This window comes from Sphingomonas sp. 2R-10, assembly GCF_030062225.1.
In the GTDB taxonomy this organism is placed as follows: domain Bacteria; phylum Pseudomonadota; class Alphaproteobacteria; order Sphingomonadales; family Sphingomonadaceae; genus Sphingomonas.
Genome location: NZ_JASCXF010000010.1, coordinates 13,932 through 38,810, shown reverse-complemented (window position 1 = coordinate 38,810; position 24,879 = coordinate 13,932). Strand labels below are relative to the sequence as shown.

Here is a 24,879-nt window from a genome sequence, read left to right as displayed (position 1 = left end):
GATGGGACATGCCCGGCTGGTGGCAGTGTCCCCGTGTCTTCCCGCCCGTGTGCCGGACGCCATTCGACACCCCGCGAAATGCAGGTGATGCCGATCCGTAATATCGTTGGTCGCCCCGTGCCGGTTATGTGGGCTTGGAGCGGATCGTCAGGCCGATCATCATGCGACGACTTTCGATGAAGGACTGATTGAGCAACCGCGAGGTGCCGAAATACTCGGTCGACCGGCGTTGCAGCAGGTTGATCGCCCCCATCGTGACCGAAACCCGCGGCGACAGCGGCACGGTCGCGCTGCCGTCCAGTTGCCCATAGGGGTCGCGGAACAGCGGGCGGCCGAACGAATCACCGCGAGAGACCTCTGCGATCCGGCTGCGCCACGTCCATGTCAGGGTGGCCGAAATGCCGTCGCGGTCGTAGGTCGCGGCCAGCATGTAGTTGTGGCGCGACATCTGCTCCAGCGGAACACGCACGCCTGCGCCGTTATCCGCTTCGAAACTGTCGATGAACGTGTAGTTCGCCTGCAACCCCAGGCCGGCAAGCGCGCCCGGCAGGCCCGTGAAGCGCTGTTTGAAGCCGGCTTCCACGCCGCCGATCCAGCCGTCGTCCACGTTGAACGGCCGGTTGATGAGAAACCGTTGCCCGTTCACCGTTTCGGGTGCTCCGACCATCCGGATGAACCCGCCGACCTGTTTGTAGAAGGCTGCCGCGTACAGGTTCGCGCCGGGTGCAGGATAATATTCCAGCGCCGCATCGAACTGGTCGGCGACCAGCGCATTCAGCGCCGGGTTTCCCGCGTCTCCCGTGCCGTTGACGAAGTCCAGCGACACCGTCGGGGCGAGCAGGTTGAAGGCCGGCCGCGAAATCTGGCGCGAATAGGAGAGCCGGGCATAGAGCCGGAGACCGACTTCGGCGCGCAGGTTGATGCTGGGTAGCCAATGGGCATAGCGGCGTTTCATGGTGAGCGACGCCGTCGGCCCCGCGATCGACAGGATCGTCGCCGCGTAGCGCAGACCCGCATTGCCATCGACGGGGATGTCACCGATCGTGCCGCTGAACGTCGCCTCGGCATAGCCGCTGCCCGCCGTTTCCTCCGCACGATAGCCCAGCGCCGGATCGAGATCCGGCATGGCCGGGTCGATGCCGAAAGCGGCCCGGACCGCGCCGACCCGCCCGGCCGACAATATCGCCGGGCGTGGCGCGATCCAGCGCGATTGCGGATAGGCCGCGCCGAACAGGTCTCCGTCGGTCAGGCCGACGAACCCGCTGCCCTCGACCGTTCCCGCATCGTCCGGTGCCGCCCCGGTACGAAAGCCGAGCCCGTGAACGACCGAGCGTCGGGCGATCCGGACCCCGGCCTTCACCGACTGGATCGGTCCGTTCAGCGCATAGGTGCCATCGAGGCGATAGGCATGTTCGCCGTTGGTGTCCCGTACCGCGAAATCGCCCAGCGTCGCGAACCGCCATGCGGCACTCCGCGCCGGATCGACACCGGCCAGCACGAACCGCGGCAGTCCGCCGGCTGCATCATACGCCACCTCCGGCGCGACGCTGCGCAGCGTCAGCGTCGGCGCGCCATAGTCGAACCGCGTACCCGTCTGCGACACGTCCGCCAGCAAGGTCACCGGCCCGTGCCGATAGCGGGCCGACACGCCCCATTGCAGCGTGTGGAACGTGCCGGTGCCATGGCTGGTGCTCGACGTCACGGGCGCGTCCGTCCATCGCCCGGCCCGGATCGTATCGCCCCGCGCGTCGGGCGCGAACGGTCCGCTCGCCGTCGCATCGGCCAGTGCCACCTGCAACGAGGTGTTCGTGAAGTCGAGCACGCTGCGATTGTAAAGAAGGTCGCCAGCCAGCTCGAGCGACCCGGACGGACGCCATTGGGCGGCGGCATAGCCGGCGGTCAGCGCCTTGGTCCCGCGCAGATAGCGTTTGGTGGCGTTGACCGGCGCGTCGATCGTGTCGCCGGTCGCGGTGACCTGCGGGGCGATCGAGTCGATACGCACCAGATCCTGGGCGATGTCCTGTGCCTGGTGGCTGCCACCGACCAGCAGCCCCATCTCGCCGACCGGCGTGTCGATCCGGCCGCCGGCATGTCCCGAGACATAGGGGCGCATCCGGCCGTCGAGGTCGCCCAGGACACCCTTTGCCGTCACCGCGATCTCGCCCCCGTCGACGTCGAACGGCCGCCGCGTATGGAAATCGATCACGCCGCCGATGCCGCCCTCGATCTGGCTGGCGGACGGCGTCTTGTAGACGTCGATGCCGGAGACGATGTCGGACGGCAGCGCCGCGATGTCGAAGCCGCGCACGACGGTATTCGACAGGTTGCGGCCGTTGATCCGGTCCTCGGTCTGGCTGAGCCCCCGGATCGTCACGATGCCGCCGCCGGCACGCACCGACAATTGCAGGCCCGGTATGCGCCGGACGACGTCGGCAAGCGACGTATCGGGCAGCGCGGCGATATCGTCCTGGGTCAGCACGCTGACCGATTGCAGCGCACGCCGCTTGATATCGGCCGCCTCGCCACCGCCGAGCCGCGTGCCGATCACGACGATGTCGGCATCGACGGACGGTGGCGGGGCGGCATCGGCCCGGACGACCGGCCGCACGGGCGCGGGCGCCGCGACCAGCACATAGCCCTTGCCGATCGCCCGGAACGACAGGCCGGTCCCGGACAGCAGCCGGGTGAGCGCGATATCGGGGTGCAGCCGGCCATCGACCGGTCCTGCCGTCTTCTTGCGAACGAGCTGCGGCGGAAAGCTGACGTCACGACCGGTCTGCTGCGAAAAGCGCCGCAGGGCACGCGACAGTTCTCCCCGGGGGATACTGACGATCGATGGCCGGACGACGCCCGGCCGGGGCGGCGTCTGCGGCCATGCCGGTTCGGCAAGGCCGGCCGTCAGCAGGCTCGTCATGCCCAGCAGCTTGGCCATCCGGCGCGTCACCTCCCCAGCTCCCACGTCCTGCCTCGATCGTTTGTCAGGCCGGTACATAGGGGTAGACGCGGCGCTTTCGAAAACCCGTATAGTCCGACAAAATTAGTTCAGCGACCGGTGGCGACGATCCTCGGCCGCCCCCCGGCGCGATCGATCCGGACCGGCAGCGTCGCGGCGACTAGGTCGAGGAACGTGTCGTCGGAACCGGTCCGGAACGATCCGCTGATCCGCAGGGGTGCGACATCGCCCACGATGCCGATCCGGACGGGGCGATAGCGGTTCACCTCGCGCACCGCACGCGCCAGCGGCACGTCGTCGAACTGCAGCCAGCCGGTCTGCCAGCCGGCGATCGCACCGGGATCGGGCGCGCGGGCCACGCGGGCCTTGCCCCCATCGATCGACAGCAGGTCGCCGGGCGGCAGCGCGGCGGGCGGCGCCGAAACGCCGTCTGCGACCGTGACTTCGGTGCCCGCACCCTGCGCGAGCAGTTCGACGCGATCCGCCTCGACCCGGGCGTTGAGCGATCCCGACCGGATCCGCACCCGCCGGTCGCCGACGTTCAGGACCACGGGCGAACGCCCCGCGGTAATCAGCGCCTGCCCCTGCACCGACAATGTCGATCCCCGCACCGTCAGGCGACTGGCGGTATCGAGGAGAATTCGGGTGGTATCGCCGAGCGTGACGAGCCGCCGCTGGCCGATGGCGGTCGCGAAGGTCCGCGCCTGCTGCACCGGAACGCCGGGGGGGGACGGTGGACTGCCGACATGGTGCAGCGTCAGCGCCGCCACCGGCAGGGCGACGAGCAGGGCGATCAGCACCGCGGCACCCCGCCGCGGGGTGTTTCCCGACCGCGCGTCGGCACGTGCCAGCGCCTCGTCGGCCATCTGCCGAAGCGCGTCCTCGCCGCCCAGTTCGCAGGCGACCGCTTCGATGGCGGCGACGGCGGCATAGGCCCGTGGGTTGCCCCCATGGGTGCGCTGCCACGCATCGAAGCCGACCTGCGCCGCATCGAGCGACGCCCCGTCCGGTGCATCCTCGAGGCGGGCATGCCATCGCGCGGCCTGTTCGAGCGCGTTCGTCGTCATTCGCGAAAGTCCATCAGGCGCTGGACGAGGTGTGCCAGGGCACGTGCATGATGCTTTTCCGCCGTGCTCAGCGAAATCCGCATCGTCCGGGCAACCTCGGCCATCCTCATCTCCCGCAATGTCCTTAGCGCGAATACGTCCCGGGTACGTTCCGGCAGTTCGAGCAGCGCTGCCTGTATGCGTTCGGCCATCGCCCTGCTGTCTAGGACGCGGTCGGCGCCGAAATCCGTACTCGACACGTCGACTTCGTCCAGCGAAGCATGATCCCCCGCATGACGGGCTTGTCGACGTCGATGGTGATCCACCAGCACCGACCGGGCCACGCTGATGACGTAGCTGTCGGGATTGTCGATCTTTTCCGGAAGGTTGGTCCGGATGAGCTTCAGCAGCGCGTCCTGCACGAGGTCGGGGACATCGGCCTTGTCCTGCGCATGGCGATTGAAGAACCGCACGATCAGCAGGCGGTGCGTGCGCACCAGTCCGGCGACTATCCCGTCCGAGCGTTGACTAGCCTTGTGGTGCAAGCTCAGGCTCGTTCTCTATGGATGGATCGTACAGACGGACACCATCCCCTTATACACCCGCGCGCCGGTGCAACCAGTGTCGACAGCATGGACGACGGACGATCGCGCAGCCAGGCGCCCCCCGGATCGCGTTCACTGCCCCCGTGCACGTGCGGCCGGTGCCGCGGCCGTTCGTCCGCCGCGACGGTCGGGCAGGGCGAAGGCGATATAGGCCGCCCCCTGTGGCCCCTTCTTGTCCCGCGCGCCGCTGGTCGCGATGACGACATACTGGCGCCCGGCGACCGAATAGGTGACCGGCGTCGCGTTGCCCGCGAACGGCAGGTCGCCCGTCCATAGCAGCCGGCCGGTGCGGCTGTCGAACGCGCGCAGCTTGCGGTCGTGGATCGTCGCCCCGATGAAGACGATGCCCCCGGCGGTCGCGATCGGGCCGCCATAGTTTTCGGATCCGGTGTTGCGCATCCCCCGCGCGGCCAGTTCCGGATATTCGCCCAGCGGCACCTTCCACAGGTAGCGCCCGGTATTGAGGTCGATCGCGTTCAGCGTGCCCCATGGCGGCCGCACGGCGGGATATCCGTCGATGTCCTGGAACTTGTTGTAGCCCGAGATGGCATAGGGCTCGCGGACCGCCGTTCCGCCCGTCGACGTCACTTCCCGACGATCGCCGACGGGCGCCTTCCCGCCCGATGCCAGCCAGGCGACCAGCGCTGCGCGATCGGCGGCGGCGATCTGCGGAAAGCCCGGCATGCGCCCCCTGCCCTGCACGATCGTCGCGGCGATCGCTGCGGCGGTCAGGCGCGAACCAACCATGGTGAGGTCGGGAACATCCGGCGGCGAACCGCCCCGGTCGGCGCCGTGGCAGGACGAGCAGTTCGCCCGATAGGCCCGCTCGCCCGGCCCGGCATCGCGCGCCACGGTATTGGGCACGAGCCGCGTGTACCACGGAACGTCGTTGGAATTGACGTAGAGTACCCCGGTGCGCGGGTCGGCCGCCGATCCGCCCCATTCGGCGCCGCCGTCGAAGCCGGGAAAGACGATCGTGTCGCGATCGGTCGACAACGGAACGAACTGTCCCGCGCTGCGCATCGTCCGGAAACGGGCCAGCGCGTCCGCATGCGCGGCAGGCGTGCGGCGGGTGAGCATCGCCTCGGTCAGTTGCTGACGCGCGAAAGGTGCCGGGGCGATCGGAAACGGCTGCGTGGGCGACGTCGTCTCGCCCGGCACGTCGCCGGCCGGGACAGGCCGCTCCTCGATCGGAAAGAGCGGCTTGCCCGTGACGCGATCGAACACGAAGACGAAGCCCTGCTTGGTCGTCTGCGCTACGGCGTCGATCCGCCGCCCGCCCCGCGTGACCGTCAGCAGCGTCGGTGGCGAGGGAAAGTCCCGGTCCCAGAGGTCGTGGTGCACGGCCTGGAAATGCCACAGCCGCTTGCCCGTGGCGGCATCGAGCGCGACGAGGCTGTCGGAATATAGGTTGTCGCCCTTGCGGTTGCTGCCGAAGAAATCGAACACGGGCGAACCGGTGGGCACATACACGATGCCGCGCCGGGTATCGACCGCGAGACCGGCCCAGGCATTGGCGCCGCCCGCCGTCCTTGCGGCACCCGCGGGCCAGGTTTCGTGTCCGACCTCGCGATCGTGCGGTATGGTGTGGAACGACCATTTGAGTCGGCCGGTGCGCACGTCATACGCCCGGATGTCGCCGGGCGCGGCCGGTGCATTCTCCGCCGTGCGGAACCCGACGATCAGCGTATCGCGAAAGAGGGTGCCGGGGCTCGTCGGAAAGACGGCATTCTGTTCCGGATCGCGGCCCAGCCCTTCGCGCAGATCGATCCGGCCACCATCGCCGAACCCGGCGACCGGTTCTCCGCTGCCCGGATCGAGCGCATAGATGAAACTGGCGTTGGAGACGAACAGCCGCTCGTCCCGCGCACTGGCCCAATAGGTCATTCCCCGCGCCGCCTGTCCGCTGGTCTGTCCGGGTGCGAAACGCCACAATTCCCGGCCGGTGGCCGCGTCCAGCGCGAACGCGGTCTGATCGCTGGTATAGCCGTACAGCGTGGTGCCGACGACGAGCGGATGGGTCTGCACCCCGCCCTCGTCGCCGGCGGCGAACCGCCATACCTCCGTCAGTTGCGCGACGTTGTCGCGATTGATCTGCGTGAGCGTCGAATAGCGCTGCCCCGCCGGATCGCCGCCATAGGTCCGCCAGTCGCGATCCGTGGGTTGCGGATAGGGCGTGCAGGAAGACGCCGCCGCGAGCGCCAGTCCCGCGATCGACAGTCCCGTGATCGACAGCGGCAATACCCGTGCCAGGCCGTTGCTGCCGTTCGTCCGTGCCGTCATCGTCGTTCCTTGCCTGTTGCGATGGTGCCTCCCGTCATCGGGGGAGCGCACGCGACGCTGCGCCGGGGCAGGGTATCAGGAACCGGTCGCTGCATCATGCCGGATGCCGGGGCCGCCGACGATATCGGCGACGAACGTGCCGTCCGCGGTTTCCAGCTGCGCGACCCATGCCCTCGACGGATCGACCGGACGTCCCGTCCAGACCGGCTGCCCCGCGCGCGGCCGGGATGCCGCCGCGAACGCGATATCGTGTCCCGGCATGCGAAGATCGCCCCGACCGGCCGGGGTTCCGGCCAGGCCGATCCGCACGTCGTCCCCGGCCGGCGTGGCCCGAAGGGACACGGCCGGTCCGGGCTGCGGTGTCCCGTGCAGCGCCGCGACCAGCGCAAGCATCCTTGCCGCCGGGACGACCCACATCTCGCGCGACGTCATGTAGCAGGTGTGCGGCCAGAACGGTACGTCGTGCCGCGCATCCATGCCGACAGGGACCGCGTCGACGAGCGCGGGCGCCCGGGCCAACTGGATCGTTCCGGCCCCGTGGAAGACCGCGTCCTGCGCGATCGGGAACGTCCGCAGCCATTCGGCTTCGGCCAGTCGTACCGCCCCTTTCAGCTCGGCCGCCAGATTGGTCCGGATGCCGGCCTCCGTCGGCGGCGGAGCGATGTCGGGGGCGCCGAACGCCTGTGCGAACCCGATCTGCTGCACCGCCCGCGCGACATAGGGTTCGATGTCCGCCTGCTTCCAGACCGCGGTCGGCACGTGATGGAAGGGTGCCGTCTCGGCGGCGCCGCGTTGCAGGAAGCAGTCGCTTTCCAACGCCACCGCCGCCCGCCACATCACGCGATCGGCATGGCCGGGAAAGGCGGCACACAGTTTGGTGAACGCGGTCGCCGGCGCGTCCGCGAAACTGGTGTGGAACTCGTTCGCGCGGCGCGCGCCGGCACGGTCGCGGTTGTAATAGCCGGTGACGCCGCGGTCGTTGGTCAGGCGCTGTTCCTGCAACGCGATCAGGTCGCGCGCAAGGCGGACCGCATCGGCGGCATAGGATGGCTGGCCGGTGGACTGGTGCAGATCGATCGCGGCGATCACTGGTCGCTGCGCAAGATCGCGCCGGTCGAGATGAAGACCGGCTTCGGCTGGATCCAGGCGAAGCCGGCGTGCAGCATGGCACCGTTCGCGGTCACGCCGGAGGCGCTGGGCGCAGCTTGGTCCGACAGCCGGCTCGACGCCACGCTCGCGATCGAGTGGAACGGCGAACGGTTCGGCCGGGTGAACGGCCGTGCAGAGATGGCATTCGGCTTCCACGAACTCGTCACGCACGCCGCGCGCACCCGCGATCTCGTCGCCGGAACGATCGTCGGATCGGGCACGCTGTCAACCGTCACCTGGGCGACGGCGGGGTCGTCATGCATCTCGGACGCCCGCGCGATCGACGTGATCCGGGGCGATGCGCCGCGATCGTTCATGCGGTTCGGCGACCGGGTGCGGATGACAGCCACGGCCCTGGACAGACCCGTCTTCGGCGTGATCGATCAAAGGGTTACGGAACGAAAGCGGTAACCCGGCACGACCTTTCCGGTCGATACCGATCCGGCATGGGCACCCAGGGTCAGACAGGCGTGATCCGGGAAAAACGAAGCGTGAAACATGCCCCGCCGCCGGGCGCGTTCGTCGCCGACACGGTCGCACCGTGCAGATCGGCCACCGATTTCACGATCGTCAACCCCAGACCATATCCACGGTAATTCTTGGAAAAGCGCACGAACGGTTCGAACAGATTACGGGCCTGCCCATCGGGAATGCCCTTTCCATGGTCGCGTACCGTCACGCCGCCTTCGGCATCGATCGCGATCATGACAGCCGTTCCGGACGGAGCGAAAGCGATGGCATTGTCCACCAGATTGGTGATCGCAACCTCCACCAGCCCGGCGTCGCCCGCGATCCGCACCGCCGGGTCCATGACGGCGAGGTCAAGCCGCACGCCTCGAGCCGTCGCGACCGGATCGAGCGCGGCGATGACCCGTCCGCAGCAGGCGGCAAGGTCGACCGCATCCGACACGGCGGTACGCACGCGGACGCTCATCAGCGTAAGCAATTCGTTGACCAGCCGGGTGAGCCGGCGGACGTCGGATACCAGCTTGTCCTTTGCCTCCCCGTCGTCGAGCAGCTCCAGACGGGTCCGCAGGACCGTCAGCGGCGTGCGCATCTCGTGTGCCGCCGCTGACAGGAAGAAGCGCTGCCGTTCCTCCACAGCCGTCACCTCCGCGATCATGCCGTTCACCGCACGGACCAGCGGCAGCACCTCCGCCGGCAGGCCGGTTTCGGGCAGGGGGTGGATGCGGCCGTCCGCCTCGTCGCGCGGCCCGATCAGCCCCGCCATCCGCCGGATCATGCCGATGTTGATCGCGAGGATGGTGGCGCAGAGCAGGAACACCCCCAGCGAAGGCAGCAGGAACTGCCGACTGTTCCTCCATATCAGGTCGCCATAGATTCGCAGCGGTCCCGGCCGTCCGATCGGCACCGGGTGGACGATGCCGGACAGTTCGAAATAGCGTGGCATGCCGCAGTTCAGGTAACGCACGAAACCGCGCCCGCGCGAGCGCACCACACGCTCCATTCGTACGCAGACACCGCTGGCGGCCCTGGCCCGCGCCGCCGTCATCCCCTGCAGCCCGAATTCGCGATACCGCACCGGCTCGCCGGTCCCGATCCATGTCCCCCCTACCAATGCGGCGTATCGAAAACCGGGGTTGCGGCGCGTCAGATCGACCACGAACGGGTCGCGCACGATCGTCCGTTCGATCTCCTTTGGCGGGCGGGGCGCCGCGAGCAGGGCGTCGAAGCGGTACGTCGCCTGCGTCAGCGTCGCCTCGCGTGGATCGATATCCGGATCGGTATGATCCAGCACCGGCCGGACGGCGAGCAGATAGACGCCGCTGCACAGAAAGATCAGCGACAACAGGATGGTCTGCGCCAGCATCGACCGTGCGAGCCGCACGCTCATCGAAAATGCCGGCGCGACGGCTGAAAGGGGTGCATCCGTTGGTCCCTGGTGCGACGGAACCGCCGGTATCGTCCGTGCCGGGTGGGGATGCAAGGCTGATGCAAGCTAGGGATGGTTGGTGTCCCGTCCGAACGATCCGAAGGAAATGCCGACGTGACCCTCTCCATCACTTCGACCGTGACGGCATTGTTTGCCGGTGCCGCGCTCGTCCTGCCGGTCCCTGGTGCGGCCCGGACGATGACGCCCCCCGCCCCGTCACCGTCGACGCGTGTCGCACCGGCCCCGCCTGCGTCGATCAGGCTCGACTACCAGCGTTTCACGCTGCCCAACGGGCTGACGGTGCTGGTCCATACCGACCATTCGGTGCCGAACGTGTATCTCGGCATCTGGTACAAGACCGGATCGAAGGACGAACCCGTCGGCCGCAGCGGCTTCGCGCACCTCTTCGAGCATCTGATGTTCCAGCAGACCGCCAACCGCAAGGGCGAGTTCCTGACGATCATGGACCAGGCCGGCGCTTCGGACATGAACGGCAGTACGACGACGGACTACACCAGCTACTACGAGATCGTGCCGACCAACGCGCTCGACATGGCGCTGTGGATGGAATCCGACCGGATGGGCTATCTGGGCGGCGGCATCACGCAGGAGGTGCTCGACGAGCAGCGGCGCGTGGTCAAGAACGAGAAGCGGATGCGCGAATCCGCAGCCGCCGAGGAAGTGCAGCGCAGGTTCATGGCCGCCTATTATCCGCCGAACCATCCCTATGCCCACACGACCATCGGTTCGATGGAGGATCTCGACGCTGCCTCGCTCGACGATGTGCGACAATGGTTCGACGAACATTACGGCGCGGGCAACGCGGTACTCGTCCTGTCCGGCGACATCGACCTCGCGACCGCGAAAGAGAAGGTGTCGAAATACTTCGGCGCGCTGCGGAGCGGCAAGGCCTTCAGCCGGCCGGACCAGTGGGTACCGGCACTGGGTGCGACGCGACGCGATCTGGTGTATCTCGACGGGGCGGCCCCGCAACTTACCCGCACCTGGCCGGTGTCGAACGACGACCCGCACGGCAACACGCTGTTGCTGCTGGGCGCGCGGACGATGACGTCGGTGCGCAATGCCCCCTTCACCGACTATCTGGTAAACCAGGCGAAGGTGGCGACTGCGGTCGAAGCGGATTTCAGCAGCGACCAGCTCGAAAGCAGGTTCAGCGTCGCGATGCAGTTGCGCCCAGGCGTGACGCCGCAGGCGGCCAGCGCCGCCCTCGACGTCGCGCTCCGCCGCTTCTTCAAGACGGGCCCCACCCCGGCAGGGCTGACCTCGATCATCACCGGCACTGACACCGCGATACTGCGCGCCATGGACAGCAGTGCGTCGCTGGGTCAGTTCCTGATCGAAGGCGAGGTGATGCACGAGGATCCGGGCTTCTTCCTCAAGCAGCGCGACTGGGCGCTAGCCGCGACCCCCGCCGAGGTCGCGGCGGTCGCCGGCCGGTCGCTCGGTGCCGGCCGCCCCTATTACGAGCAGGTGATCCTGCCACAGCCCGAGGCCGCGACGCGCGTGGCGGACGTCGATCGCAGCCGCATCCCGCCACCCGGACCGTTGAAGACGACGGTGACGATGCCGCAGATCACGCAGATGACGCTGTCGAACGGGATGAAGCTGGTCGTTGCCGAGCGACACAACCTGCCGATCGTGGACATGTCGATGCAATTCGACACCGGAACGCTCGCCGAGCGCAGCTACGCGCCCGGTGCGGCGGCCGCTGCATTTCAGCTCTTGCCGGCGGGTACGGCCACCCAGGATGCGGAACGGCTCGCGGAACGTTCATCGCTACTCGACGTGCCGCTTTCGCCCTCGGTCGATGCGCAGGGGGGCGCGTTCCGCTGGAGCGCAGGCACCGCGCGGATCGAGGAATCCTTCGCATTGGCCGCCGACGTCCTGCGCCATCCCGCCTATCCGGCAGCGGCGGTGGCTGCCGCCGCCGCCAGCACCGCCCAACGCCTGCAGGAGGAACCGGACCCGGAGGCACGCGCCGAACGGCTGTTCGCCAACGCAGTCTGGGGAAATGACGATCCTCGAGGGAAGCTCGAGCGCCCGGAAGCGTATCGCGGGTTGACGCGCGCGGCGGTGGTCCGTTTCCACGATGGCGAAATCGGCCCGTCCAATGCCACGCTGCTGATGGTCGGCGACGTCACCCCGGCCCGGGCGAAGGTGTTGGCCGAGCGCTATTTCGGCAGCTGGCGCCCGAATATGCCGGCGGCGGCCGCCACGCTGCCGCCTGCCCGCGCCCAGCGGTCGCGCATCATCCTGGTCGATGCCCCCGGCGCCGCCCAGAGCAGCATCACCGTAGGCAACGTCGCCCCGGCGTTCGGCACCGCCAGCGACCCGGCCGAACAGGTCGCCAGTGCAGTGCTGGCGAACGGATCAAGCGGCCGGCTGAACATGAACCTGCGAGAGACGAAGGGATGGACCTACGGTTTTGGCGGCGGGATCGACGATGCTGCGACCGGCGACCGGCTGTTCACCGTCGGCGGTGCGATCGAGACGGCGCACACGGCGGAGGCGATGGCCGAAATCCGGCGCGAAATGACCGCCCTGCTGACCGATCGCCCCATCATCGCGCCGGAACTGGAAGGGGTGCAAAGCACGGTGATCCGTTCAATCGCGCAACGGGTCGCCGGGGCCGGCCGCATGCTGGACACCTTGAACGCGGCGCGCAGATACCGGATGGCATACGACTCGGTCACCTCTGCTGCGGATCGGGCGTCCGCCGTATCGCTGGATGCCGCCCGCGCCGCCGCCGGCCGGATCGTGAAGCCGGACCAACTGACATGGGTGGTGGTCGGCGACCTGAAGACGATCGAGCCGGAGATCCGCGCGCTGGACATGGCCCCGGTCGAAGTGTGGGACGCCAGTGGCAAAAAGCTGCGCTGAGCAGTCGAATCGCGCGGTCCCGGCTCCCGCGGGACCGCGCGAGAACGCTATCCGTCAACCGGAGGGAGCGGCGACCGTCGCGTCGAAGTGGGGCAGGGTGACGTCGGGGGCGATCGTCGCGGCCAGGCGGCGATCGGCGAACAGCTTCGCCAGCGCATCATAGGTAGTCCGCGCCGCCGCCCGGTCGGACCAGACCGTCAGCGCTCCGGCGATCGCCTTCGCATCCGCCTGGTCGGGCTGGCCAACGCTGTAGAGCAACTGCAGCGTGGCCGCGCGGAGCATCGCACCTGCGGACACAACGTCGCCGCTCCGCCCCAGTACGCGCGCCGCAGCGATCCTGTCCCTCACGGATAGCATGGTCGCGGTATCGAGCTGTGCCATCAGCGCCTGCCGCTGCGCAGGATCGAGCACAAGGTCGGTCCGGTCCGCGAGGCGCACGGCGAGGCGCAGGTCGGAAACCGGGATCGGACCGGCGACGAGCCCGGGCAGCAACCTGGCCAGTCGCGCCGCTGCGCCGCCGCGTCCGACGATACCGTCGACCAGCCACGTATACAGGCGCGCCGCGATTGCCGTCTGCGACGGATCGAGTACGGCCAGATAGGCTTCCAGTTCTGCCGAGACGTCGGCCCGTGCCATGATGACGCGTAGTCGCGCGGCTTCGGGTCCGGTGAACAAGGCGTCGTCCAGCGCGGCAACGACCGCTTCGCGTGTCAGCGCGCTCCAACCGGACGATTCGGCACCCGGAACCGCACTGCGCCGCCACAGGCTGCGCAATGCGCCGGCGGCGGTTTCGGGGCGTTCCAGAGCCTCCTGTACGAACTGGCTTACCGCCTGTTCCTCCATCGACCCGGTGGCCCGACGCGCGGCCGCGCCGGAACGCTTCTGGAGCGCGACCACCACGGGCGCATCTGGGTTCGACTGTTCGAACGCCGCGTAGACGCTGCCGAACATCGCGGACGGGTCGGGCGCGGTGCCGCTGCGCTGCGCCGCACGATTGAGCAGCCGCGTCACCCAACTGGGATCGTCGAGAGAGAAGCCATTCGCGGTGGCCACCGCCTGCGCCTGCGCCGCTCGGCCCCGTTCGAGTTCGGTGAAGGCCAGGACCGTTGCCACACCGCGATTGTCCGGATGATCGCGCAGATATCGTGTGAGCAGCGCGACATAGGCGTCCTTGTCGCTCGGCCACAATTTCCACAGAAGGTTGACGATGTAAGTCTGATTGTTCGGATCGATCGCCAGCAGCTTGCGATAATAGACGATGACGCGGTCGTTCGGTTCATTGCTCGTCGCAACGAACTCCGTATAGAATCGCTGGGCCTCCTCGACCGTTGGGTTCGACGCATTCATGAACGCGTCGATGCGCGCCTGCCGCTGTTCCGCGAAATAGCGTTTGGTCAAGTCTGCCGAGAAATCTTCGAACTGCGCCGCGTTTGATTGTTGGGCCAGGGTCAGGAGGAGGCGGTAGGCGGTTGGTCGGTCGTTGGCATACCATGCCGAGAGCAGGGCGGGCATGGCCGCGGCGTCGCGGTAGCGCGCGGCGATCGTTTTGGCCGCTTCCAGCAGCGCCGCGCGGTTGCCGGGATCGGCGTCGAGCACCAGAAATTTCGACAGGATGAAGCGCGAACTGTCCACTTCGCGGTCGCGCACGATCGCGATGTCGCGGCGCATCACCGCCAGCAGCCTTTGCCGCAGCGCGGGATCCAGCGGCGATACCAGCAGGTCGCGGCGCGCCTCCAGCGCGAGCAGCGACGGCGGGGGGCCGCCATTTTCCGCGCGGGCGACCAGCCCCTCGTACAGCGCGAGCTGGCGTTCGGGCGGCAGCGCGGCGATCCACGCGAACGGACGCGCGTCCGCCTGCCGCAGCCCGCGCAGGGTGAAGCCGGTGCCACCGTCCGACCGTTCCACCGCGACCCGCACCAGTTCGTCGTCGGTCAGCAGCGGGCGACCCGCGATCTTCTGCAACAGGGCATAGCGATCGGGCAGGACGTTGAGCAACGCGAACAGGATATCCTCGCGGAACCGCGATGCCTGCAACGGTTCGAGCAACAGGTCGCGGACCTGATCGGGCGGCAGCCGTTCGACCAGATCGGCCAGCAGCAGGATGAACGATCCCGCGCCGTCCGAAGGACCGAACGGCGTCGGCTTCGCACGCCCCGCCTCTTCACGCCGCATCGTGTCCGCGATCATCCGTCGCAGGTGGCCGGCATCGCCGGTGGCGAGCATGGTCGCCACCTCCAGCGAGACGTCGTCGGTGTCGCGCGCCTGCCGCAGCAGGTCGGCCAGCGGATCCCCCGGTGCGCCGTCCGTCGCCGCCGGCGCGGCGCCGGGCAGGCGCGCGACGACCGCGTCGATCGCGCCGGCGAGCGCCGTGTCGCCCCGTGCCGCCGCGATCTGTCGCCCGATCTGGACGATCAGGCGCAACCGGCCATAGTCGGCGAGCGGCAGGGGCGTGCGGCCGGCGATCCGCGCGGCGGCATCGTCGAGCATCGCACGCAGTTCGCGCGGCACCGCCGTCTGCGTCGCGGGATCGGACGGCATGGTCAGCAACAGGCCCTCGACCAGATTGGGGACCACCCGTTCGATGTCGACCTGGTTGTCGGGCGCGGCGTCGCGCGACAGGACCGGCTGGCGCGCGATGACCGCGCGGAGCGACCGCCAGTACCATGGGGCGGCAAGCGCCCCCTGCCCCTTCTGTTCGCGCAGGATCGATGCCTTGACGACCAGATCGAGGTTGTTGCGGTCGCGCAGCATCGCCCGCACGAGGGTCCGCAGCGCCGCGTCGGTATAGCCGCGCCGGGCATAAGCCTCGCCGCTGATCGCATCGACGTTGAAGACGTTGCCGATGCCGTTCATCATCGCGAACGCGCCTTGCGCACCCGCACGGTCGCCGACCGACAGCATCGCTTCGCCCAGTTCGCCGTAGAAGGCGGGCGGAAACAGCCGCTGGAGCGCCAGCAGACGACGGCCATAGACGATGCGGCGCCGCACGTCGCCGAACACGGTCGCCTCGCCGTCGACCGAACTGCCCGCCGTCAGCGTGACGAGCTGTCGCAGCACCGACGCGCGCTGTTCGCCCGCCGCCGGCAGCGACGCATCGAGCGCGCGGAGTTGCAGGTCGGCGTCCGAGCGGGCATCGGCCAGATCGGCGATACGCCCGATCAGGCCGGGATCGGCACCGGCCAGCGCGAGGCGTTCGATCGCGTGGCGGCGCGCCCAGTCGAGCGCGACGTCGGCAACCACCGGATCGGCACCGACCAGCCCGTCGAGCAACCCGTCGAGCACGCCGACGAACCGGCGGGTGGAGGTCGCGACCTCCCCCTCGAACTGGAGCATGGCGATGGCTTCGCGCACCTTCCCCGCCTTTTGCATCGCGGCGATCAATTGCGCCAGCGCATCGGCATCCCCCGGCGCGGCGGCATAGGCGGCCCGCGCCTGTGCCAGCGCGCGATCGTCGAGATCGGCCATGCCGTAGATCCCCGCGCGGAACGCATGGGTCGCGACGCCCGCGCCCTCGGCCTTGCCCAGTTCGGCCAGCAGGCGGTCGATCTCGGCGATCCGCCGTTCCGCCGGAAGGTTGCCGCCCTCGCCCACCGCGGTCAGGATGCGGTTGCGCAGATAGGTGGCCCGGTTGGCGGGATCGATCACCGACAGGCGTTCGAGCGCGGCGGCAAGTTCCGCCTGCTTGTTCATCCGGGCATAGACGGGAATCAGCTGGCGCAGCCGCGCCGCTTCCCCGCCGCCGGTGCGCGCGACGAAGCGCCGCATCGCCGCCACCGCCTGGTCATAGCGTTGCTGGCTGAGGCGCAGCGCCATCAGCAGGCTGATCTGATCGTCGGACAGGGTGCCGGTGTCGAGGCGACGTTCCAGTTCGGTGGCGATCGCGTCGGTATTGCCGCTGGCGTTCGCGACCTCCACGATGCGGGTTTCGATCAGGCTGCGCCGTGCCGGCAGTTCGGTGACCGGCAACAATCCGCGCAGCCGTACCAGCGCCTCGTCCTGCCGGTCGGCCTGCACCAGCAGGTCGGCCAGCCGCACCTGCTGATCGTAGCCGAGCGGTCGGCCCGGCCGCTCCATCGACAGGAACGTCGCGATGGCATCGTCGCGCCGCCCGATCGCGGCATAGCCCTCGGCGATCTGCGCCAGCGCCGGGCTGCCGGCCGGAACGCCCGCGCGCATCGCCTGCAACTGTTCGCCCGCGCGGGCAACGTCGCCCTGCGCGACATAGGTGTCGAACAGGAACCGGCGGGCGTCCATCCCGCCGGGACCGTTCGCCACGCCCGCGATCATCGCGATCGCCGCATCGGACAGCCCCATCGCGATCATCTGTCGCGCGCCGTCGATCAGGACCGGGACGTTCGTGCGATTGGCCGCGCGCAGCCGGTCGAAGACGCCCCTAGCCTCCGCCTCGCGCCCGTCCTGCATGTAGATCGCGGCGAGCGCGACGTACCAGCGCGGGTCGTGCGGCTGCGCCGCGATCAGGCGGCCATATTCTGCGATGCTTTCGGCACGGTTGCCGGCAAGGTCGAGGATCGCGGGCAGACGTTCGCGCAGCGCACCCGCGCCGGGCGCGGACGCCATCGCCACCGCTTCGTCGTTGCGGCCGAGTTCCAGCAACAGGTTCAGCCGCATCTGGCGGATATCGGCGTCCTGCGGCTGTGCGGTCAGGAACGCATGGGCCCCGGCAAGGTCGCCGCCGTCGCGATACGCCTCGGTCAGCAGCGCCAGCGCGTATCGCCGGTCGTCGATCGTCGTCAGGGCGCGGTACGCCTGCCACGCGCGTTCGCGCGCCACCGTGCGGTCGCCGGCGACCAGCGCCCATTCGGCGACACGCAACAGGTCGGGTCCCGCGCCGGGGCCGCCCGTGGCGGGGCGGAACAGCGTCAACGCGGCCGCCGGATCGCCCAGCACGCCGAGTGCGACCGCGACCGGCCGTGCCCGGTCGGCGGGCAGGGTGCGGCCATAGGCGGCCAGCGCCGACGGATCCGACAGTCCGCGCAGGACCGCGACTCGCAGCGCCAGCGCATCGCCCCCCGCCCCGGCCGCCTGCGCCGCGCGATACGGACCCAGCAGGTCGACATCGCCCGCCGCATCGGCGAGCCGCGCCCCGAGCAGCAGGACGTCGCCGTTCGGGTCGAGCGCCGCCGCCGCCGCCGCAGCGGCGCGTGCCCCCGGCAGGTCGCCGCCGCGCCACAGCAGCGCCGCCCGGACCGCCTGCGCCCGCGCGCGCGACCGGGCGTCCCCGGTCCGCGTCGCCGATTCCACCCGCGCCATCAGCGGACCGACCGCATCGGCGAGCAGCGCCCGATCGTACAGTTGCCCGATCGTGGCCAGATCGAGCGTCCGCGCGGCCAGCACCGCCGCCGGATCGACTGTCGCCGCCGGCGCGGTCGCCAGCGCGCTGCCCAGCGCGGGGACGGAACAGGTGCAGGCGAGGACCGTGAGCAGCGCCGCCGTCAGGGGAAACCGGGTCATCAACATCAGCGCACCGCAGGGTTCGGGGCGGCACCGGCACGGCGCGACGGCCACCGGCGACAGCCCAGTTCGAGGATATACAGCAGCATCGCACCGAGCGCGAACCACGGCCACAGATCGGCCGCCGCGGGGATTCCGGCATCGATCGCCGGCGGCGCATCGGCCCCGTCGCCCACGCCGCCGGTCGCCGCCGACAGGGCAGCCAGCGGGATCGGTCGCCCGCGCGATCCCGACGACGGTTGCGTCGCATCCGAATAGGGGGCCGCCGCCGCACGGGTCACGGCGGTGCCGTCGACGGCCTCGACCATCGCGGCCCGATCCGCCGGCCAGCGCAGCCGCGCCTCGAACAGGCCCGGCGCACGCTGTTCGACGGCACGCACCGGCCGGACAGCGCCGTCCGCACCGATCAGGCGCAGATCGGGAACGCCGGGCCGCGCGGTGTCGGTGCGTTGCGCGACGATGGCGATCGTGTCGCCGTTCCGGGTGACCGTCAGGTCCATGACCGGCCGCTGCCGCGCGGTCATCGCCACGACGCGCGCCAGCCATGCGCCATAGCCCGGCCAGCCGCGCCAGCGCGCCGTGCCCGCACCCAGCGGTTCGGTCATCAGGGCCGTCACCCGGCCCGCGCCATAGAACCAGGTGGCGAGGACAGGATCCCCGGTCGCGGTGGCGACCAGCGTGTCGGCGACCTGCGGGCGGGTACGGACCCGTGCATAGCCGTCGAGCGGGGGCGGCGTCGCGGCGGTCGTCCCCGCCGGCCACCAGTTCGCGGCACCGGTCGTTCGCAGCGGGAACGCCCCCTCCCGATACCCCGCCTGCGGCATGGTGCCGGGCTGGCGGAAATCGAGCGCGACGAGGCTGTGTTCGTCGGGCACCGCATAATAGCGGCCGCCGCCCCAGCGCGCCCATTGCGCCATCGTGTCGTCGGGCTTGCCGATGCCGACGACCGACACGGTGATGCGATCGCGCGCCGCCTGTTCCAGCAGTTGCTGGTAGCGATCCGACCCGACGCCGCCATCGGTCAGCACGACCATGTGGCGGAACCGGGTGTCGGCCTCCTTCAGCGCGAAATACGCCTCCTGCAGCGCGGGGAACAGCACGCTCGCGCCGTCGGCGCTCATGCGGCCGATCGCGCGCTCGACCTCGTCGCGGTCGGTGGCGGGCTGCATCGGAACGGCCCATTGCTGCGCGCCGTAGAATTCGACCACGCCGACCCGGTCCCGCGGCGTGAGCTTGCGGACCGTCTGGCGCGCGACCTGCTTGGCCAGTTCGATCGGCGTACCGCCCATCGAGCCCGAGGTGTCGATGATGAACGCGACGGCGATTGTCGGCTGCTCGACCTTTTCCTCCTGCCGCGCCTCGACCGGCAGCGCCTGCGCCAGCGGCACGCCGCGGACATAGCCGCCCGCCCCGAACGCCGCGCGCCCGCCGGACACCAGCAGCCCCGTGCCCCGGTCGCGTACCGCCGTCATCAGCCGCCGCTGCGCCCCGGCCGGCACCTGCGCCGCCGGCACATCGTCCAGCATGACGAGCGGATAGTCCGCCGGATCGGCGCCGAGCGCGGACGGTCCGGCGGCGTCGACCGCGACACCGGGACCGAGCAGGCGGCGCAGCGACGCGGCTGCACCCGCCTGTCGCGATCCGGCATAGAGCAGGCGCAGCGGGTCCTGCACTGCCGCCACGGCGGTCGCCTGCGCCACGGGCGCGCCGCCGGGGGCACCCAGCGCCACGCGCAACGGCACGAAGCCGGCACGTGCGGCCGGAAATTCCAGTTCGACCTGCGCGTCGCCCGCCGCGTCGAACGGTGCCGAGGTGGCGAGGCGGCGGCCGTCGCCGTCCAGTGTCACGACCCGCCGCCTTCCGTCGCCCTGCACCGCCACCCGGACGCGAACCTGCTCGCCGATTCGGGCCGGCGCGACGCGCACGTCGGTGATCGCCGGACGGCCCGGCGGCGCGGTCAGCGGCGTCGTGTCGACCGGGATGCCCCGTTCCGCCAGCGCCGCCGCCGCGTGCTGCCAGCCGCGATCGGCGGACATGCCGTCGCTCAGCAGCCGCACCCGCCCCGCCGTACCGGCGGGCAGCGCGTCGACCGCGCGGTCGAGCCCGGCGGACAGCGTGGGTTGTACGGCCAGGCGCTTCGCGATGCCCTCGGCCGCGACGGGCCTGCCGCCGACCTGCACCAGCGTGACCTGCGTCGCCGGCGCGCGGGTGGCCAGCAGCCGCGCCAGTTCGCGCCGCGCCTCGGCCGCCGCCGCCGCGCCCATCGCGGGACGCTGGTCGAGCACCACGACGATGCGCTGCTGCCCCGAACGATAGACGAGGCCCGGCTGCATCAGCGCGACGACCAGGACGGCGAACACCGCGGTCCGCAACGCCACGATCCACCGACGCCGGACCGGCCGCGCCATCCACCAAACGAGCGGGAGCAGCACGAACAGCCATGCCGCCAGCGGCTGCAGGAAGGTGACGTCGACGACAGGCATCACGGCATCCATCCGCGTTGGAACAGCACCCATTCGAGCGCGAGCAGCAGCAGCGCGGCGAGCACCAGCAGCGTGAAGACCGGGTCGGGCAGGGTGCCGCCCAGCGGCGTCACCGCCAGCGCCCCGGCGGGCTGCGCCGCGCCCAGCGTGGTCGCGCGATCGGTCAGCGACACCGCCATCGGACGGTCGCCGGCCCCGGCCGTGCCCGCATCGCCCAGCGGCCGGTCCCCGAACAGCTGCCGCGCGGCGGCATCGCGCCGGTCGCCCAGCCCGTACAGCGCCGACTGGTCGGGCACCGGCGCACCGGCGCGGGCATAGGGCACCCACGGGTCCGGCGCCGCCAACCAGCGCAGGCTGCGCGAGACGAACAGCGGCAGCGTCGCCGAACGTGCGAAGGGGGAGGCGGGGTCGAGAAGTTCGGCCCAGACGGAGACGGTCGGCAGACGACCGGTCTCCATCCGTACCGAGACCGGACGCCGCAGGCGGTCGGCGATCGCGCGCGCGTCGATACCGGCAAGGCCGAAATCGTCGAGCTGCGCGGAGAGTGCGGGGCCGGCCAGCGGATCAGGCGTGCGGAACAGGAACGCGTCCGCCTGCGCCGCCGCCGGCACCGCCACCAGCGCGGGCAGCCCGCGCGGATCGGCGTCCGCGGACGTTCGCACCAGCACCTGCGCATCGGCAGCGGGGACGACCGTCAGCGCCGTGTCGGACGCCACCGCCGCGCGTACCGTCGCGGGCACCCCCGGCGTCAGCGCGACCCGGATGGGCCGCCGGTCGGGCAGGCGCAGCATCGCATCGTCATCGGCCGAAAAGGCGTCGCCATCCAGCAGCGATACGGTCAGCACCCGCCCGTCGGCGGGTACGTCGCGCACCACGAACGCACCGGCGCCGAGCGTCTCGACCCGGGCGGGGCGATAATCGCGGTCGCCGAGCAGGAACGACAGCGCGTCGATCGCCGGCGGAGCGACCCCCGCCCCCGCCGTCCCGACGATCACGTCGGCCCGGTCCCAACGCCCGTCCGCCGCCGGGCTGGCGCCCAGCGCGACGATCCCGCGATTGCCCGCGACCGGAGCGGTCAGATAGCCGTAGTCGAGCCGGACGTTTGACGGCAGCCCCGCCGCCGCCGCCCGCGCCGCCGCCGGACTGCCGTAATAGCGCACGACGAGCGGCGCATTCGCAGGCAGGTCGCGCACGCGTGCGGCGAGCCATGCCGCGAACGCCGATGGCCGCGCACCCGCCGTCACCCGGTCGAGGCGGCTCGACAGCAGCGACGCGCTCTCGCCGGAATCGAGCAGTCTGGTGCCCTGCGCATCGCCCAGATATACCGCGCGATCGGCGGCATCGAGCGCGCGGACGTCGGCGAGCAGCGCACGCCTGGCGCGCGCCTCCTCGCCATCGGCGACCATCGCCGCCGACGCGTCGAAATAGAACAGTGTCCGACCGCCCCCGCCCGCCGGCGTCGCCATCGGATGCGCGACCGCGAGCCACAGCAGCAGTCCGATCGCCAGCGCGAGCAGGAAGGCGAGCCAGTAGCGGAACCGCGCGCCGAGCACCGGCATCCGCGACGCCTCGGTCGCCTGCCGCCACAGTGCGGCGGTCGGCAGCGCGAGCGGCCGCCGGTGCTGGCGCAAGCGTTGCAGGACGTACAGCAGGGCGGCGATGGCCAGCGCGCCGGCCAGCACCACCGGCCATGAAAAACTGGCGAAGGTCATAGCGGCAGCGTTCCCGGCGCGAGGACCACGCTCAACTGGTCGAGCACATCGCGGTCGGCGTCGAGCCGGACCAGCGCCGCGCCGCGCCCGCCGGCGAACCCGTCCAGCCGGGCGCGGAACGCGGCATAGGCGTCGCGATACGCGGCCAGCAGCGCGGGCGTCACCGTCAGCGGAACCCCGCCGCCCTCGCCATCCTCGATCAGCACATCGCCCGTCAGGCCGGGGTGGAGCGAAGGATCGGCATCGTGCCGCCGCACCAGCTGCACCAGCAGCAACCGGTGGCGCAGCCGTCCCATCGCCTGCGTCACCGCATCGATCCCGGCGTCGTCCATGAAATCGGACACGACGACCACCAGCCCGCGGCGCAGCTTCATCGTCGCCAGCATATCGCACGCCGTGGCCAGATCGGTCCCGCCGCCGGGACGGGTCTGGGCCAGCATCTGCGCCGCGCGCACGATCCCCTGCCGTCCCGACAGGTTGCGGGCGCGGACCTCGATTCGCTCGGCCACGTCGATCAGCGTCACGGCATCGACCTGGTTCAACGCCACTGCCGCGATCGCGAGCGACGCGCGTAGCGCCGCCGCGATCCGGGGCTGCGGCTCGACGAACATGCTGCGCGACACGTCGGTCATCACATAGACCGGCAGATCCTGCCGTTCCTCGAACACCCGCACGAACGTCTTGCCGAGACGGCGGTAGATGTTCCAGTCGATCGTACGCAGGTCATCGCCCGCGACATAGGGTTTGAAGTCGGCGAAATCGGAACCCTGCCCGCGCGCGAACGTCCGCTGATCGGCGAGCCGCCCGCCCTTCTGCGCCTGCGACACGCGCAGCGAAAAGGCATCGAGCCGCGCGAGAAAGCTCGGGTCGAACAGGTCGAGGAACGTGGGAACGACGGTCATCAGCGTGCCTGTCCGTTGCGACGCAGGAAATAGTCGCGGACGATCCGGTCGTCATGCACGCCGGTTTCGCGGTGGACCACGTCACCCGCCGTTCCGTTCTGCGTACCGCGATCCCCCGCCGTCACGACCGGCGCGGGCGCGCCGCGCGGGCGCGCCGGACGCAACATGCTGGTCGACCGGCCCGGACCGGCCGCGCCGGAGACGCGATCATCCATCGGCACCGCCAGCATCAGCGCCGCCGCGCCGCGCGACCGCTTCAGCGCGTCGGCCCCGGTCGTGCCGCCACCCGAACCGGTCGAGCGCTGCCCGCCGTTTCGCGACTGGCCGGGTCGGCCGCCCTGGCCCCGCTTCGCCTGGTTCGCGTTGCCCGAGGGGGTGCGGCTCGCGCTGTTCGCCGCGGAAGGGCCAGCGCGGGTAGGCATGGCGGCCGCGGCCGCCGGGGACTGTTGCGACCCACCGGGCCGGGGCGCGGCCCGAGGCGGCGGCGATGGCGGCGCGCGGCCGGCAGGATTGGCGGTCCGGTCGCCCGCATCCGTCCGGTCGCCACCCGCATCGCGGTCGATGACGCCGCCGGGCTCGCCGGACTGCGGGCTGCCGGCGCCGCCCTTCGGCGCAGCACGCCCGCCCGGCGCGCCGGGACGGTCGCCCGCGCGCGACGCGGTATCGGCGGCGGTCGCCGGCCCCTGTCGCGGGGACACGCCTGCTTCCTTGCCGGCCGCGCCGGTACCCGCCCCGGACCGGCCACCGGGCGATCCGGCGGCGGACACGGAGTCGTCGGAGCGCCCGCCCGCCGACGGTGACCCGCCGGTTTCCACCCCGAAGACGCGCGCCGCCATGTCGCGGATCCGTTCCACGGCCGCGACGGCCGGGGGGGTCCGGGAATCGACGGCATCGGCGGAGCGGGCGTCGTGCAGACGCAGGTCGCCAACGTCCGTCTCACCCGCGTTGCCGACCAGCATCGCGGCCAGCACCAGCACCGCCGCCCCGCCGGCCATGAGCACGACGTCGCGGCGGATCGGCGATCGTGCGGACGCCGGCAGTTCGACCCGCGCCGCCAGCGCATCGTCCAGCCACGGCATCGCTTCGTCGATCGCGGCCTGGCGATAGCCGTCGCGGCGGGGCAGCCCGGCGAACTCGTCGACCGTGCCGATGCGGTCGTTGGTCGCAAGCCGGCGGTCGAGCGTGGCGAGCGCATCCGCGCGGGCGACCCGCACCCGACGCTGCAGGATCGCGACGGCGATCGTGCCGACGGCGATCGCGAGCGCCGGCACTGCCAGCACCGACCACCCGGTCGCACGATAGCCCGACAGCGCACCAAGCAGCAGTACCGCCGACGCCAGCAGCGCCGTCGCGGCGGCGAGTCGCAAACCGGTGCGGATCGCGGCGCGCCGGGCGCGGCGCATCACGAAACGCCGCCCCTTGACCTCCAGCCTGTCCAGCGGAGATGCGACCGCCGCCTCGATATGCACGTTCATCCAT

General features: G+C 70.7%; 13 protein-coding genes. 2 read left to right on the top strand and 11 right to left on the bottom strand.

Going from position 1 to position 24,879, the window contains the following annotated elements:
- Nucleotides 1-124: 124 nt before the first annotated feature.
- The 5 genes from QLH51_RS06460 to QLH51_RS06440 all read right to left on the bottom strand — a co-directional run bounded on the left by QLH51_RS06460 (nt 125) and on the right by QLH51_RS06440 (nt 7,976).
- Nucleotides 125-2,944 (bottom strand): TonB-dependent receptor, encoded by a 2,820-nt coding sequence (locus QLH51_RS06460; protein ID WP_164516129.1) that lies wholly within the window; start codon nt 2,942-2,944, stop codon nt 125-127.
- A gap of 98 nt (nt 2,945-3,042) precedes the next feature.
- Nucleotides 3,043-4,020, bottom strand: coding sequence for a FecR family protein (locus QLH51_RS06455; RefSeq protein WP_125656972.1), 978 nt, complete (start codon nt 4,018-4,020; stop codon nt 3,043-3,045).
- Nucleotides 4,017-4,496 carry an RNA polymerase sigma factor gene (locus QLH51_RS06450; RefSeq protein ID WP_164516130.1) on the bottom strand — a complete coding sequence of 160 codons (480 nt, stop codon included), beginning with the start codon at nt 4,494-4,496 and terminating at the stop codon, nt 4,017-4,019. Before QLH51_RS06450 ends, QLH51_RS06455 begins: the two co-directional genes overlap by 4 nt.
- A gap of 180 nt (nt 4,497-4,676) precedes the next feature.
- A complete protein-coding gene (locus QLH51_RS06445; protein WP_125656978.1) occupies nt 4,677-6,887 on the bottom strand; it encodes a pyrroloquinoline quinone-dependent dehydrogenase in 2,211 nt (736 codons plus the stop codon).
- 75 nt (nt 6,888-6,962) lie between these two features.
- A complete protein-coding gene (locus tag QLH51_RS06440) occupies nt 6,963-7,976 on the bottom strand; it encodes a hypothetical protein (RefSeq protein WP_206428973.1) in 1,014 nt (337 codons plus the stop codon).
- On the opposite strand from QLH51_RS06440, the gene QLH51_RS06435 reads away from it, so the two are divergent.
- On the top strand, nt 7,953-8,447 hold the full coding sequence (locus QLH51_RS06435) for a fumarylacetoacetate hydrolase family protein (RefSeq protein WP_206428974.1): 495 nt from the start codon (nt 7,953-7,955) through the stop codon (nt 8,445-8,447). The genes QLH51_RS06440 and QLH51_RS06435 overlap by 24 nt on opposite strands.
- A 49-nt stretch (nt 8,448-8,496) precedes the next feature.
- Here the strand turns inward: QLH51_RS06435 and QLH51_RS06430 are convergent, their stop codons facing one another.
- Nucleotides 8,497-9,891, bottom strand: a complete 1,395-nt coding sequence (locus QLH51_RS06430; protein ID WP_125656984.1) for a sensor histidine kinase — start codon at nt 9,889-9,891, stop codon at nt 8,497-8,499.
- A 153-nt stretch (nt 9,892-10,044) separates the two neighbouring features.
- On the opposite strand from QLH51_RS06430, the gene QLH51_RS06425 reads away from it, so the two are divergent.
- Nucleotides 10,045-12,831: a M16 family metallopeptidase gene (locus tag QLH51_RS06425; protein WP_164516131.1), complete on the top strand. Its 2,787-nt coding sequence runs from the start codon at nt 10,045-10,047 to the stop codon at nt 12,829-12,831.
- 54 nt (nt 12,832-12,885) lie between these two features.
- Here the strand turns inward: QLH51_RS06425 and QLH51_RS06420 are convergent, their stop codons facing one another.
- The 5 genes from QLH51_RS06420 to QLH51_RS06400 are packed head-to-tail and all read right to left on the bottom strand — an operon-like array spanning nt 12,886 to nt 24,875.
- Nucleotides 12,886-18,303: a hypothetical protein gene (locus tag QLH51_RS06420; RefSeq protein ID WP_125656990.1), complete on the bottom strand. Its 5,418-nt coding sequence runs from the start codon at nt 18,301-18,303 to the stop codon at nt 12,886-12,888.
- A 5-nt stretch (nt 18,304-18,308) separates the two neighbouring features.
- A complete protein-coding gene (locus QLH51_RS06415) occupies nt 18,309-20,786 on the bottom strand; it encodes a VWA domain-containing protein (protein WP_125656993.1) in 2,478 nt (825 codons plus the stop codon).
- Nucleotides 20,786-22,498 carry a hypothetical protein gene (locus tag QLH51_RS06410; RefSeq protein WP_125656996.1) on the bottom strand — a complete coding sequence of 571 codons (1,713 nt, stop codon included), beginning with the start codon at nt 22,496-22,498 and terminating at the stop codon, nt 20,786-20,788. Before QLH51_RS06410 ends, QLH51_RS06415 begins: the two co-directional genes overlap by 1 nt.
- Complete coding sequence (locus tag QLH51_RS06405; protein WP_125656999.1) at nt 22,495-23,400, bottom strand: DUF58 domain-containing protein; 906 nt, start codon at nt 23,398-23,400, stop codon at nt 22,495-22,497. Before QLH51_RS06405 ends, QLH51_RS06410 begins: the two co-directional genes overlap by 4 nt.
- The gene (locus tag QLH51_RS06400) at nt 23,400-24,875 is read right to left on the bottom strand and encodes a hypothetical protein (protein WP_125657002.1); all 1,476 of its coding nucleotides are present in this window, start codon (nt 24,873-24,875) and stop codon (nt 23,400-23,402) included. The genes QLH51_RS06405 and QLH51_RS06400 overlap by 1 nt, the downstream gene beginning before the upstream one ends.
- Nucleotides 24,876-24,879: the final 4 nt, after the last annotated feature.